Origin of the sequence: Sphingomonas faeni (genome assembly GCF_030817315.1) — a bacterium.
In the GTDB taxonomy this organism is placed as follows: Bacteria; Pseudomonadota; Alphaproteobacteria; order Sphingomonadales; family Sphingomonadaceae; genus Sphingomonas; species Sphingomonas faeni_C.
The window spans coordinates 304,326-318,464 of record NZ_JAUSZF010000004.1 but is presented as its reverse complement, the minus strand read 5'-3'; the positions used below and the strand labels follow the sequence as shown (position 1 = coordinate 318,464).

Annotated in this window: 12 protein-coding genes; 6 read left to right on the top strand and 6 right to left on the bottom strand. The window is 60.8% G+C overall.

Features of this window, described 5'->3' with window-relative positions:
* Positions 1–52: 52 nt before the first annotated feature.
* The 6 genes from QFZ54_RS19565 to QFZ54_RS19540 form a co-directional block, all read right to left on the bottom strand.
* Positions 53–4,270 (bottom strand): strawberry notch-like NTP hydrolase domain-containing protein, encoded by a 4,218-nt coding sequence (locus QFZ54_RS19565; RefSeq protein WP_307090298.1) that lies wholly within the window; start codon positions 4,268–4,270, stop codon positions 53–55.
* A 37-nt stretch (positions 4,271–4,307) separates the two neighbouring features.
* Entirely contained in the window at positions 4,308–4,997 is a 690-nt protein-coding gene (locus QFZ54_RS19560) for a DUF7146 domain-containing protein (RefSeq protein ID WP_307090297.1), read from the bottom strand.
* Positions 4,963–5,163 (bottom strand): hypothetical protein, encoded by a 201-nt coding sequence (locus QFZ54_RS19555; RefSeq protein ID WP_307090295.1) that lies wholly within the window; start codon positions 5,161–5,163, stop codon positions 4,963–4,965. The genes QFZ54_RS19560 and QFZ54_RS19555 overlap by 35 nt, the downstream gene beginning before the upstream one ends.
* 12 nt (positions 5,164–5,175) lie before the next feature.
* On the bottom strand, positions 5,176–5,466 hold the full coding sequence (locus tag QFZ54_RS19550; protein ID WP_307090293.1) for a hypothetical protein: 291 nt from the start codon (positions 5,464–5,466) through the stop codon (positions 5,176–5,178).
* Positions 5,467–5,945: 479 nt separating this feature from the next.
* A complete protein-coding gene (locus QFZ54_RS19545) occupies positions 5,946–7,571 on the bottom strand; it encodes an alpha-L-fucosidase (protein ID WP_307090291.1) in 1,626 nt (541 codons plus the stop codon).
* A gap of 294 nt (positions 7,572–7,865) precedes the next feature.
* Positions 7,866–9,176 (bottom strand): cation:proton antiporter, encoded by a 1,311-nt coding sequence (locus QFZ54_RS19540; RefSeq protein ID WP_307090289.1) that lies wholly within the window; start codon positions 9,174–9,176, stop codon positions 7,866–7,868.
* A 358-nt stretch (positions 9,177–9,534) separates the two neighbouring features.
* Here QFZ54_RS19540 and QFZ54_RS19535 point away from each other — a divergent pair, with 358 nt between their 5' ends.
* From QFZ54_RS19535 to QFZ54_RS19510, 6 genes are all read left to right on the top strand, one after another.
* Positions 9,535–9,741, top strand: a complete 207-nt coding sequence (locus QFZ54_RS19535; RefSeq protein WP_307090287.1) for a ParD-like family protein — start codon at positions 9,535–9,537, stop codon at positions 9,739–9,741.
* 41 nt (positions 9,742–9,782) lie between these two features.
* A complete protein-coding gene (locus QFZ54_RS19530) occupies positions 9,783–10,193 on the top strand; it encodes a hypothetical protein (RefSeq protein WP_307090285.1) in 411 nt (136 codons plus the stop codon).
* An 83-nt stretch (positions 10,194–10,276) separates the two neighbouring features.
* Complete coding sequence (locus tag QFZ54_RS19525; protein ID WP_307090282.1) at positions 10,277–10,747, top strand: hypothetical protein; 471 nt, start codon at positions 10,277–10,279, stop codon at positions 10,745–10,747.
* A 222-nt stretch (positions 10,748–10,969) separates the two neighbouring features.
* Complete coding sequence (locus tag QFZ54_RS19520) at positions 10,970–11,872, top strand: GGDEF domain-containing protein (protein WP_307090280.1); 903 nt, start codon at positions 10,970–10,972, stop codon at positions 11,870–11,872.
* A gap of 546 nt (positions 11,873–12,418) precedes the next feature.
* On the top strand, positions 12,419–12,925 hold the full coding sequence (locus QFZ54_RS19515; RefSeq protein ID WP_307090278.1) for a MucR family transcriptional regulator: 507 nt from the start codon (positions 12,419–12,421) through the stop codon (positions 12,923–12,925).
* A 459-nt stretch (positions 12,926–13,384) separates the two neighbouring features.
* Entirely contained in the window at positions 13,385–13,843 is a 459-nt protein-coding gene (locus tag QFZ54_RS19510) for a hypothetical protein (protein ID WP_307090276.1), read from the top strand.
* Positions 13,844–14,139 lie beyond the last annotated feature (296 nt).

Here is a 14,139-nt window from a genome sequence, read left to right as displayed (position 1 = left end):
TCCTCTCCTTGCCGCCTCGTCCCCTTGGGATGATTTGTATCCTTGGGGCTGCTCAGGCGGCTTTCAGGACGCGGCCGAGCACCGTCTCGGCATCGGTTGCCGGCACGAAGACGCGGGTCCGGTAGGCGATGATCTCGGTGAAGCAGCCGAGCGATTTCAGCCAAGGCAACTGCGAGGCGGGTGCGTCAACGATCTCCACCCTCGGGTTGCCGTTCACGATCGAGCGCCGGAGCGTCATCGGGAACGGCCGCACGACGTCGACACTGCGGCCTGAAAGGACCGATCGAGCGATTGCATCGACGGGCAGATCGTCGGTCTTGGCTATACCAAGCTTGGTGTAGAGCTGAACAACGTGCTGGTCGAATACGAGGCGGCCTAGCCACGAATTGCCATGGGCGTCCGCAATCCGGTTCACCGCGAGATGGTCCGGCGGCAGCGCCGACCAGATTGGTAGCAGAAGGCCGGTTGCCAGCCGGATCGTCTCGGTATCGACCTGACCCGCCGCCTCGGTGACCTCCGCGCTCCATTTGGCCTCGAAGGTCTCACGGTCGACGACGTCCCATGCAGTTTCCAGCAGATCGGCCTCGCGCAGATACTCACGCCGGCAGGGACGCTGCAGTTCGATGCGCGCGATCGGCTGACCATCGTCGTCCATCCACGACCGCGCACGGGTCCGGAGGGCGACGCGCCCCGACCGGATGTTGACCACGAACGCGACGTCGTCCTGCCATTTGGCGAGGTCGAGGATACGTTCGAGCGAGATGGGATTCTTGCGGCGCGCGATCTCGATCGTGAGAAGGTGCGAGGTCGCACCCGACAGGGGATCGGTGCGCAGCAGCGTGTCGTCGAGGACCGTCGCGGTATCCGCCGTGATCGTCTCGACGCCGACATCGAGCGTGCCGGCTTCGCGGGCTGCGGCGACGCGGGTTTCGACGAGCGCCAGGAATTCGTCGAAGATCAGGTTCTGGAGGCCGATCGGCAGCGCAAGCAGACGGTTCAGCCAGCGCTGAATGGGCGGCAGCTCTTCCTTGAGGACACCGTCATTGTCGTGCAACTCGAGGCCGGTGGCTGAGCAGAAGTCGTCCATCGTCGTGCTGGTCAACTTGCCTCCATCGAGGAGGGCGAACCATGTCAGGAGTGCATCCTTGGCATACTCGCTTTCGAGATTGTCGGCCGGATCGAACAGGTTTTGCCCGCCGGTCTGGCGCTGGCCGCGCGTGAGGGCGCCAAGGCTGTCGAGGCGCCGCGCGATCGTCGAGGTGAAGCGTAGCTCGCCCTTGCAGTCTGTTGTCACCGGCCGGAACAGCGGTGTCGTCGCCTGATGGGTACGGTGCGTGCGACCAAGTCCCTGGATCGCGCGATCGGCACGCCAGCCGGGTTCGAGAAGGAAGTGGGCGCGCTGCTGCTGGTTCTTTGCATCGAGGCTGGCATGGTACGAGCGCCCAGTGCCGCCAGCGTCTGAGAAGACCAGCACTCGCTTGGTACCAGCCATGAACGCCGCGGCCTCAACCTGGGAGGACCGACCTGAGCGGGTCTCGATCTTCTGGCGACCGTCCGACGTCGGTACGAGACGCCGCGACCGCCCCGTCACTTCGGCAACCATGTCGGTGCCGAAATGCTCGATCAGTGCGTCGAGAGCGGATTTGATCGGAGGCAGTGCACAGATGTGCTCGAGCATCTGGGCGCGGGCAGCGAGCGCGTCGGGGTTATGGACCGGGTTGCCGAACTCATCGCTCATCGGTGCCGAGCGCGCGGTGCCGGTATCGTCGGTATAGGTCTGCATCTGCCGCGTGGGGAACGCCCGCATCAGATAATCGGCAATATACTCGGTCGGTGACAAATCGATCGTCGGGTCCGCGCGCTCGTCGGCCGACATCTGAGCCAGGCGGCGATCTAGGATCGCCTCCGCGGTCGTGACCAGCTGCAGCACCACGGACTGGTCAGCCTTCAGATGCTGTTCGACCGCGGCGATGACCGTCGGCAGCTTCATCGAGAGCAGGACCTGCCCGAAAAAGCGCTGCTTGGTCGATTCCAGCCCCGAGCGAGCCGACGCCTTGGCACCACTGTTAAGCGTCGTCTTTTCGAACCCGTCGACGACGCCGGTCAGCTCTAGCGCCTCCTCCATGTTCTGGTGAATGACGCTCCAGGCCTTGGCATAGGTGTCGTAGATCTCGATCTGCGTTGGCGTCAGTGCGTGGCGCAGCACGTCGTACTCGACGCCGGCGAAGCTCAGCGCGCGCGAGGTGTAAAGACCAAGCGCCTTCAGGTCGCGGGCTACCAGTTCCATTGCCGCGATCCCGCCTTTACGGATTTCGGCAATGAACGCCTCACGGTCTGCGAACGCGGTGTCAGGTCCCCACAGGCCAAGCCGCACCGCGTAGGCGAGGTTGTTCACATCGGATGCGCCGGTTGCCGAGGCGTAGAGGACCCGGGCGCCGGGCAGGTTGTTCTGAAGCAGCACGCCGCAGATGCCCTGCTGGGACCCTTCCTTCTTGCCCATGGCACCCTCGCCACCGGCGACGCCGCCCATCTCGTGGGCCTCGTCGAAAGCGATCACCCCGTCGAAGTCTGCGCCTGCCCAATCAAGGATCTGCAGCAGGCGGCTATGGTCGCAGCGCATCGAGCGCAGCGTCGGGTAAGTGACGAAGAGCACGCCCTCGTCCAATTTGATCGGCTGGTCGATCTTCCAGTTAGAGACCGGCTGTACGTCCCCGGACATGCCACCGAGCGCGGTCCAGTCGCGACGCGCATCTTCCAGCAGCGGCTCGTTCTTCGATACCCAGATATGCCGGCGACGGCCCTGCAACCAATTGTCCAGGATGCATGCCGCGACCTGCCGGCCCTTGCCCGCCCCAGTGCCATCGCCCAGAAAGAAGCCCTTCCGGTAACGACTGCCCTCGGGATCGATGGTGAGTCCGACGCCTTCCTCGGCAGGCTTGAACGACCCGGGGAGCAGCTGACCCCAGGCATGGCCCGCATAGACCACGGTCTCGAGCTGCGAGGAGGACAGCATCCGCTCCGTCACGGTCCGCTCCGGGAGGTGGGCAATGTGCGTCGGGATCGGTGCGGGTATCGAGCCCATCGCTACCGATTCCACCAGCGCGGTCGGGTGGTCGCCGGCGACATCGAACACGATCCGGCTTGGCCGGTAGGGCAGATAGCAACCGACCTGGTCGGCCAGCGGCGCGGCGGTCGCTAGGGTTTTATAGGTGACCGGGAGTACGTTGTTACGCACCGGCGCATGATAGGTGCGGGCAATCGTCGCCTGGGCCTTCCGCGCCACGCCGAACAGGCTGGGTTTGGGCACCGGCAGTGCCGCTATCGGGGTATCAGCCACCAACGAGGCTCGCGGCGGGATGGTTACGGCGTCGAGGAAACCCGCGACCGAACTGCGCTGGATGACAGTGTGCGAGGTGCCGCCTGCCACCTTGTCGATGACGTAGAGCCGAACCGCGATATCGGTGCCGTGCTTGCGGTAGCAATGCTCAAGCCGCAGCGAGGTGCGAACCGTGCAGCCGGTCAGCACCGCCTCATAGGCCGCTTTCAGCCGTGCGCTTGGCGCGAACCAGTCGGGCATAATCGCTACCACCCGGCCGCCCTTTGCGACCCGCCGGATCGCGGCCTGCAGATGGCGAAGTGCGGCAAGATCGTCGGCGCCGCGACCGACGCTGCGCGAGAAGGGCGGATTCATTATCACCGCTGTCGGCTTCGGCAGTCGCGCGTGCAGGCTGACCAGCGCCGCGCCGTCGTGACCCGTGACGATCGCATCCGGGAAGAGGCCGGCGAGGCGTTCGCGGCGTTTCGTGTCGATCTCGTTCAGCTGCAGGTTGGCGCACGTCGGTGCTTGGATGATCAGGAGGCCGTTGCCAGCGCTAGGTTCGAGGACGACGTCATCCGCGTCGATCGCGGCCATCAGCACGGCGATCGCCGCGATATCGACCGGCGTCGAGAACTGCTGAAGGTCGATCTGTTTCTCGCTGCGCACCGTCTGGGTTGGCAGCATCGCCATGATCGCCGACGCCTGTGCCACGTCCGCCAAGCCAGTGAGCTGGTACGGCCGTGACGCGAGATGGAGCGCAATGCCGTGTTCGAGCATCTCGAAACTTTCGCGCTGCGTCCAATGGCCGTCGGCATCCGATCCGCCGAATGCCGCGGTCATCGCCTGATTAAGATCGCGGCGGGCGATCGGCGTGCCCGATGCGAGTAAGGCGGCAATTCGTGCCGCTGCGCTTTGATCGGTGACGGGCGGAAGATCGAGCAGGTCGAACATGGCAGGTTCCCTCAGGTTTGGCTGCCAACCCGACAGCTCACCGCTTCCCTCCCTCTCCCCTCTCTGCCGCTTCGAGCGCTTCGGCCCAGTCCTTGTAGTCCACCGGGTAATCGACCTGGATGACACGACTGTCGGATGCGAAGCGAGCAATGCTTCGCGCCACCGCACGGCGTCCGGCGAGATCATTATCGCCAGCGAGGATCAGCTTGGTGACGCTGTCGGGGATCGTCACGAGATCGAGCCGGCGCGAGCCGAGCGTTGCCCAGCAAGGTAGTCCGTGGATCCGGGACCAGGCCCGCGCCGTCTCGAATCCTTCGGCTAGGCCAATGGTCGCACCGATTCCGCCACCACGCCATGCCCCTGTGCCAAGCGTGCCGAGCGTCGCCTTCTCGGAATAGCCTCCGTCGACTTTCAGGAATATCCGTTGAAAGGCGACCAGGCGTTGCGCCTCACGGACCCCGACCAGCAGTGCGGGCTTGAACACGGTCATGGGTTTGGGACCAAGCGGGCAGCTCGGGTGGAAGCGCACGTCGGTCGGCGCCGGCAACAGTCGCCGCGAGGCGAGGTAGCGCTCGGCCAGGTTACCGGAGACACTCACCGCCTCGTTCCACAGCCGGTCGATGTTGGCCGTACCCTTTGCCTGGGCCGGAACGGGCGGTTCATACCGGAGCCCGATCGGTATCCGGTCCAGCTCACGCCAGAATGTCGCTGGCGTCGCAGCCCGCAAAGCAGGTTACCAGCAGACCACGGTCCCCTTGCCTGATCGAGAGGCTTGGTGTGCCGTCGGCATGGGCCGGGCATCGGCACATTGCAGTGTTGCCGTGCCAGGTGCCGCCAAGCGTGCCGACCAGGTCGACCATTTGTTGGGAGGGTCGGTTGGCGATGATGGCCACGTCCCGTACCCCTCAGCGGGCACCGCCGGCGACGCCGACGATGGTGTAGACTGCGGTTGGTGTCGCGAAATAGGCGGCGATGGCGTCGTCGTCGTTATCTGAATGCGGTAACGCCGCTTTTGTCCGCTTCCTGACATAGGTCGCAAGCGCCCGCCTTGCAGAGGCTTCATCGGAGTGAAAATCGACAACATCCTGTTGCCCGGCCTCCCGGATGAAAAGTAGAATGCGTTCCATGGTGAGGGCCTCTTTGTTCGGGAGACCATCGCTGATCGTCCCTGAAATTGAAGGGTTGAGGCCGCTCATCACGACCCTTCTGTTACCCTCCCTCTCCACTCCATTTTCAACGGACCAAGTGCGCTCCGTCTCATTTACCAGGGGTGGGTACATAGAACGGACCCGGATATACGGTAACGCGTCGGGGTGTCGGAAAACCCTCTGATCTTGGTTTCCGCATATCCGACCAAAGCGACAGGGTTTGCCGTACATTCGACAGTCCCGTCGCCACCACGCCGACGATCCGCAGCAAACCCCGTCGGAAATCATGTGTTTTGCGTCATTCAAAGAGCGAACCGTTCATTCCCATAACTCCGTCGAGATGACGCAATTTCGAGAAAACGTTTTGAGAACGGTTTTTGGGAAAGCTGCTTGCGGCGGGGGTAGCCTACTCTTCGCCGTTGTCCGCCGTTCCCAGGCCAGGTTCCTTTCTGGGAAAGGTTTGAAGCGCCTGATGACAGCTGTAGGCGAGCCCACGTGTCGGCGCTGCCGATCGGCAGCTCTCCCGTTTAGGTCGTCAGTCCAACGCCGTTGATGACTAGAGCAAGCCCGATGGAGTTCCGGCCGGTATCAGGCACACGAACTTCAAGCGCGTCGGCCGAACGCGTGAATGGCAAAGGTGCCTCGCTACCTGGCAGCGTCACGCGACGTACCTCGCCTCTACCAACGGGGTTGCCGCTTCCCAGCAAAGTCAGCCGCACCTTGCCGTCCGCAGGCCACCCTAGAACCAGCGCGTGAACTGCGCCGTTGCGGGTCACGTAACGCACGTCTTTCGCGGTGTAAGTGGAGGTCTGGCCGCCCTCCGAGAAAGCGCCACCGCCATCAGCCGTCGATCCTTCGCCATGTAGGCGCCAAGGGCGGGTGGCATAGATCGCCTCTCCATACCGGGCCATCCACGTCGCGATCTCCTCGACGATCTGCCGCTCCTTCTCGTCGATTGTACCATCGCCTCTGATCGGAACGCTCAGCATCAGGTTGCCGTTTTTGGATACCACGTCACACAATGTATGAAGGACCTTGGCTGGGGTCTTGTATCGGTTCTCCCGATAATATTGTTCGCCGTAGAACCAGTTTCCAAGGCAGGTTTCCGTCTGCCAAGGGAACTGGTCGATGTAGCTTTTCTGGCCACGCTCTACGACATCGACCAACCCCATCCTCCGCTGCGGGGGCGTTTCCTTGGCGGTTACCACACCTTCGAGCCGGCCACCGTTCCACTGCATGTTCCGGTTGTAGAAATACGCGGCCATGTCGAGCCCGGCTTGTTGCAACGGCAGGTCGTGGTTGTCGAAATAGAGCATATCGGGCCGATACTTGTCGATCAGCTCCTGGCATCGCAGCACCCACCGGCGGACAAACTCGGGATCCGGGGGCACACCCTCATCCCATAACCCGTCAGTTGCGGCGTGCCACGCGTTCGCCTCGGCAACCGAGGTGATGCCATCGGGCATCGCCATACTGTCTTGCGTGTAAAGTTGCTGCGGATCTAGCCCTTCCCACCAAGTGCCGCGGCCAGCGGCCTTCGTCAGCCTGGCGGCATCGTAGCGCTGTCCCCGCCGCGCTCCCTCGGCATCGTAGCCGTAGGCTACCTGATTCCAGTGCCAGGCATGGCCGGAATGGTTGGACACGGCAAAACGCAGGCCACGCTCCCGTGCGAGCTTTTCCCACGTACCGACGATATCCTTGCGCGGTCCGACCCGGGTCGAATTCCAGGCATGGTGAGAGGAGGCGTAGCAATCCAGATTATCGTGATGATTGGCGATTGCCATGAAATATCGCGCGCCAGCTCGCTTGTAGAGGTCCAGAAGTCCGGCAGGGTCCCAACGCTCGGCCCGCCAACGGTTCTGGATTTCCATGAACCCAGTGTCTGCGGGATGTCCGTAATTTTTCAGATGGTGTTCGTATGAGGGATGCCCCTGAAGGTACATGTCCCGAGCATACCAGTCGTCGCCCGCGGCCGGCACGGATGCAGCGCCCCAGTGCGCCCATATACCGAATTTCGCGTCGCGGAACCAGTCCGGGGCGCTGTATCCGGTCGTTAACGACGCCCAGTTGCCAGCGAAACTTTGCGGTGGGGCTACCTTCGCCGGCCGCAAAGTCGATGCAAGCGACGCGCCTTTGGAAACTCCGGTCAGCAACGGTGCAGCCGTTCCGGCAAGGCCCGCACCTAGAATCGTCCGTCTTGTAGGCCGCATGCTCGTTTCCCCTGTCAGTCTTAATGTAGAGGATAGAGACTTTCATTAGTAAAGGCGGTTTTCACCGCTTGCAGCGACAGATCGCTGATTCCGTTGTTCGCTCAGGTCGGCGGGCTTCCCAAAATTCGATCCTTTTGGGAAATTTGCTTACGCCACTACGTGCCCGGCTTCCCTCGCGGTGATCGTCGCGAGGGTGCCGGTAAGCGCATCCGCGTGCGTGCTACTTTAGGGGCACGATCAGGCAAGACGATGGGCAGGAGCGGCGATTGTGCCTTCGTCATCGTCAGCTTCGTTGAGCTGGCCCAGTTCGCCAGACGCGCGCGCTTTCCTGCCATAGACACGCTCGAACAATGGCGACGCCATCAATGTTGTGACGATGGCCATGATAACGAGCATCGAGAACAGCGCAGGGCCAATGATGCCCTTCTGCAGACCGATGTTGATGATGATGAGCTCCATAAGACCCCGGGCGTTCATCAGTGTACCAACTGCCATGGCAGTCGCATTGTCCTGCCCCGTGGCGCGCGCTGCCGCCCAGCACGCCAGCCCCTTGGCTGCGACGGAACCGACCAGGATCACAGCAGCGATGGCAGCCAGGTTGAGGCTGTTGACCATCGTCAGCTGAGTATTGAGGCCGGAGAAGGCAAAGAACATCGGCACGAGCAGCGCGGTGGTGAACGGCTCGACCTGCTTCCTAATTTCGACGGTTAGCAGTCCGCGTGGCATCGCGACGCCTAGCAGAAAGCCCCCAAATACCGAGTGGAGTCCGGCGGAATCCATAGCCCAGGCGCTTAGCCCGAACAGCATGACGACGACTGCCAGGATCTGCGGAGTAACCTTGCCTTCACGTTCTGCCCAGCGGGCGAGCGGTGCCAAGAGCTTGGGGCCGAGGACGATCATGAGGGCGGCGAACAAGCCACCACCGACGATAGCCTTAATTGCAACCTCAGGACCTCCACCGAAGCTTGCTAGCACAATCGCTAGGACCGTCCATGCGCCGGCATCGTCGATCGCACCCGCGGACAGCGCCAGCGATCCGAGCGGCGTTTTGGTTAGCCCACGTTCCTGAATGATGCGCGCCAGCACAGGGAACGCGGTGATTGAGATGCAGGCCCCCATGAACAGTGTCGCCTGAACGCTTGTGATGCCCTTGCCGAAGAGATCGAGACCAAGCAGCCACGGCGTAAGCGCGACGGCCACAAGAAAAGGCGCTGCCATGCCGGATAGGGAGACAGCAACCGCGCTTCTGGCGTTCATTCTGAAGTGATCGGTTCGGAAGCCTAGCCCTACGAGAAACATGTAAAGGCCGACACCTAGCTGAGCGCAGACATACAGAACGGGTTTTGCATCCTTGGGGAAGATCATCGCCTGAAGGTCCGGCGCAAGTAGCCCGAACAATGACGGCCCCAGGATCACGCCGGCGATCATCTCACCAATGACCTGAGGCTGATCGAAGAAACGTTTCATGATCCAGCCCATCGCGCGGCAAGCGCCAACGATGACGAAAACCTGCAAGAAAAACGCTACACTCAGCTCCGACAGAGCCATAATCCCCTCCCTGTGTACCGTTCGGCCGATCGCGTACCGATCATGCTCGCGTTTGCGGTATCCCGGGCGGAACAAGGCGCAACTGACGGCTGATTTCAAGTCCAATATGTCGTGTCCCATGCGACCGTTTACGGAGTTTTGCCAAGAGCGTTAGGCCATACGCTCTCGGGAAGTGCATTGGCTCGCCGATCCCTATTTTTAAATTATCATCGATTCCGAGAACGCCGATGCCTTCTCGATCGCGGTTCCTTTGCGGGAAAGCGGGGCATCGGCGGGGCCACGTAGGCCACACCAGCTATTGACCCTTAAATATACGATCCATATACGGAACGTATATTTACAGTATGGGAATCGGGCGATGGGTTTGGTGAAGATCGACGATGAGCTGCACGAGGAAGCTCGCCGCGCCAGCGCCGTCATGTGCCGGTCGATTAACGCCCAGGCCGAGTTCTGGATGAAGATCGGGATGCTGGTCGAAGCCAATCCCACCATGGCTTTCAACGACATCGTGAAGGCCCAACTCGCGGAGGCGAACGTCCGCTTGGTCCAGCCGCTCGCGGCTTGATCGAGCGCCCTCAACCATCCCGACCACCTGCTAGGACTGACATGCCCTTTAACGAAGAAATTACAGCCTTCTTCGGCCGCTACGTCGATGCCTTCGCGCGCGAGGACACCGACATGTTAAGCGAGCTATGGGACGAGGTTGGGCTGTTCCCCACCCCCACTGGCAACTTCGCCATGCCGCGATCCGCGTTCCGCGACCATTGCGCCACTCTGTTCGGTTTCTATCGAGCCCAGGGCGTCGTGCGGCCGGAAGGCGTCCTGCTGTCCGCCGACGAGCTATTCCCGGGCGTTGCTCAGGCGCGCATGGCCTATCGCATGATGGGCACTGACGACACTCTGGTCGCCGAGTGGGAGCATGTCTATGTCCTACGGCGCACCAATACCTGGCGCGTATCGCTGACCATAGCCGACGGCGAGATGGCGGCTTGGACGGCCAAAGGCGTGCAGCTTTGATCGAATTAGCTGCCGTTCGACTATTCTCCAAATAGCATCCCTCGCGAAATTGCTCCGGCCGTCTCAACTCCGGGGGATCGCCATTGACGGGCATGCTTATGTTGCGCCTCACGATCGTCGGTGACATCGTAAGGCCGATGGAACCCTCAAAAACAGCTTCGCGCGTTGGGGTTTCAGTTGGCTTGGCTGTTCTGATAGTCGTTATTGGAAGCTTTGGCTTCGGTCCGCGTGGGCTTACGATAGGCGTGGTAGCAACGTTTCTCATGCTGGCTTGGCGGCACGACAACAGTGCCGGGTTGCTCTTCCCAGTCGCGATGCTCATCGTCATCACGATCGCCGTCTTGCTGTTGCTGTCATCCGAGACGAAGCTTAGCGGAGAAGGCATGGTCAGCAGAATGACGACCGTTTTAGTCGCCGTCGCCGTCGCCTTGGCAATGGGCACGGTGTGTTCGTCCATACCACTTTGTACCAACCTGGGGTTTTGTGGAAAGTGGTCGGCACACTTTGTAGATCCGTGCAATCTGTTGCCGGAATCGGTCGACTTGTGCGGGTAAAGAGATCGGGTCATGCATCACGCTCGCCCTAAGGCGACGTTTCCGCCGGCGGGACGCTCTACGTCCGACTTGCGCCTGCCAACTGCCTTTACCCTGATGTGCGGAAAGCGACCGGCCTGGATCGGGGCAAAACAGATAGCAGGCACGGGCCTGCGCTTGCTCGCCTTGTGCTCGCAAGAGCCACCTTTCCTGGAAAGCCAGCTTGAGGCAGCCGCTGCGACAATGGCCGAACTCGACCGGCATGGCGCCAAGAGCGAGTTGGAGCGGCTACAGCAAGATCGTATCAGCGCGTTAATCCGGAGCTTGCCCGTACCGTTCGTGTTCGTCGACGCGCAGGCGACGGACGCGCTGATCAACAACGACGCGCGTTCCCTTTTGAGGCTCTCGCCTACCGAGGGTGGGGTGGAGCGGATTGCCAGTGCCTTGCGGGACCTGATCCAGTCCCAGGGCGACGCGGCATTTCATCACCAACTTGCAGCAGACCCGCGAGCCGCCGCGACCTTCTATGCTCCGCATCGCGGGCGCGCATATAAGGCCCACACCCAATGGATCGATGATGGTCTCGTGGGTCGCATCTGGACCTTCCACGACATTACAGAAGAACGCCGCCTCGAGGAGGCGTTGCGCGTTCTCGCCAGCACCGACCACCTGACCGGAGCGCTCAATCGACGAGCGTTCCAGCTGGCGTTCCGGTCAGAAGTTGCGCGATGCCGCCGCTACGGCGTTGCGCTGAGCCTCGTCATGCTTGATCTGGATCACTTCAAGCGGGTGAACGATACATACGGGCATCAGGCCGGCGACGAAGTCCTAAAGGAGACAAGCAGCCTCATTCGGTCGTCTCTGCGAGAAAGCGATATCTTCGGTCGCCTCGGGGGCGAGGAGTTTGCGCTACTGCTTCCGCACACAGATCTTGATCAAGGAACCGTGCTCGCCGAACGCCTCCGCAAAGCGATTGCAGATAAGCCCGTCAACGTCGGATCTGCATTAGTACGGATCACCACCAGCGTTGGCATCACGACCTGTCGGTCGCAGACCGATCCCATCGACACGATGATGCGACGGGCGGACGAGGCGCTGTATGCAGCGAAGGCTGATGGTCGCGACCGGGTTGTATCAATCCCGTAGAGCCAAACCCGATACCCGAGATGTGAACCTAAAGTCGCAGATGATGAGGCCAATTTTGGTGAGAACCGTTCGGCGCTAATTCAGCTCTGGCATCGAGACCGCCGGATTATGGGATCGGGCATGGATATTTCAGCTGCGTTGCTCATTAAACGGGTGTGGTCAGGGCCGACTCCAATGACAGGCGCACGTTCGGCGTTGTTCGAAAAGATTGTCTTGCGCGTAAGAACGCGTGAACTGCATTGGCTCTGTTCCGCATCATAAACGTGCAGAGAGACAGTAGTGGGCTGGGGAGGTTTTTCGGCCTCCCCCTTGGCTCACCGCCGAACATTCCCAAAATAGCATCCCAATCAGGAAGGCTGCGTCAGCCGCCTTCCCGAAGTCAGCCGCCTCCCCTGGCATGGCAATGGCAATGGCATTATACCTTTCCGGCTATGATCGATCCCAGGCGAGAACGGCACTACGCCGCAAATACATACTCTAGCGCCGTCTGATATTGCCAGAGGCCAATCAAGTAGCTAGATGCGCGTCCAGAAATGGAGCTTTTCTATGTCCGACACTACCCTCGACCTAAACCCCGTTGAACTCGCCACGGAATTAACAATTGCTTGGCTCGCCAACCCCAACACGCGTACCAATGCAGACGACATTCCAGCCTTCCTAAACAGAATGTACGAAACTGTTTCGGTGCTGGTCGGCGGTAACGCTACGGCTGCTGAGCCCGAAGCGCCTGCTCAACAATACACCCCGGCAGTAACGGCTCGTAAGTCCCTTGCTAGTCCCGACCACATCATCAGCATGATCGATGGTAAGCCGTACAAGACGTTGCGTCGTCACCTGGCCACCAACGGCATGACGCCAGCGGAATATCGCGAGCGTTACGGCCTGAAGGCGGATTATCCCATGGTCGCTCCTACCTATTCAGAAGCACGTCGCACGATGGCCAAGAGCATTGGCTTGGGTCGCAAGCCTGGCCAGACGAATGCAGCTAAGGCAGACGCCAAGCCCGCTTCGGCTCCCCGCAAGCGCAAGGCTGAAGAAGCAGCAGCGGAATAATATGGGGGCCTCGCTCCCTGGGAAACAGGGAGCCAGGCCAGACTAATGGCGCGCGGTGTTCAAGGCTGCCTACGCTCGGTACGTATATAGATACTGGCATACTGTAGCGATCACTGTGGCATATCGATGCAATCAGCGGTCTCTTCCTCTAGCCCGTTTCTCCTTCGTTTTGTCGGAATGGCTGGGTTTGCTGCCGAGCAGTCCGATAACATCGGGCCAAGAACCTTGGATAGCTGCCGTCCCGCGCCCACTCTACGGATGAAGATCTGCCTGCGGATCGATGAACAATCTTCCGACAGCGCGCGTGATACGACTGTCGACCCGTGGCGGTGAGCCATGATGTTAAGCGCCTGCAGCTTGATCCATGCAAAAGCACATGATGCCCGGCGCCTTCATTAATAATTACTTAGATCTTTGGGGGGGGGGGGGGCGATGAAAACTGATTCCTTAGCAAGTTTAATGACCGAGTTGCGTATGACGCTTTCAACGGTGGCAGCCGAGTTCAATGATCGGGTTTCCAAGGAGGCGCAGCCCGAAACACCGATCGGGGAGCCCAGTAAGGCGGCACTTGTTGAGCATGCCAATCTTTTACTTTCCGATCGACGTATTCGGCGCCAATTTTTGCCAGCAGACCTGTTCCACGAGCCCGCTTGGGATATGCTACTGGTTCTCTTTGTGGCACGCGGGGAGCACCTGCCAATGAACGTCAAAACGCTAGTCAGCTTCTCCGACGCGCCGATTACCACGTCACAGCGCTGGATCGAGCAGCTCCATAAGTTAAATTTAATCAACCGCGTCTCGGATCCTGTCGACCGTCGCCGAATGGAGATTTCGCTTAGTCACCAAGGTGATCAGGCGATGTCAGCCTATCTGCGCGCCCTAATCAGGAACGCCACTTACAATGCTGACGCTCAATGAAGCGATCGAACGGCCAGCAGGTAGGCGTTACACATTATCTTGAGTTGATCTCGGACGGTGTGTTCATTTTCTGACGACAGATTGCGCTTGAACACGTTACGAACTATCCCGAATACCGTGGCCAGCAGCCTCAAGTTGACGGTTGGCAGGTCGCTAAGGTGGCGTTGAATGCGGTTTTTAGCATCGTAGTGTCGCGGCGTCGACGCACAAAGCGAACGCCGCGATCAGTGCTTCGCTGTCGATCTCCACGACGGATCGATAAAGCCCACGTGTTACCTCCGGTAGCTCCGTATTGG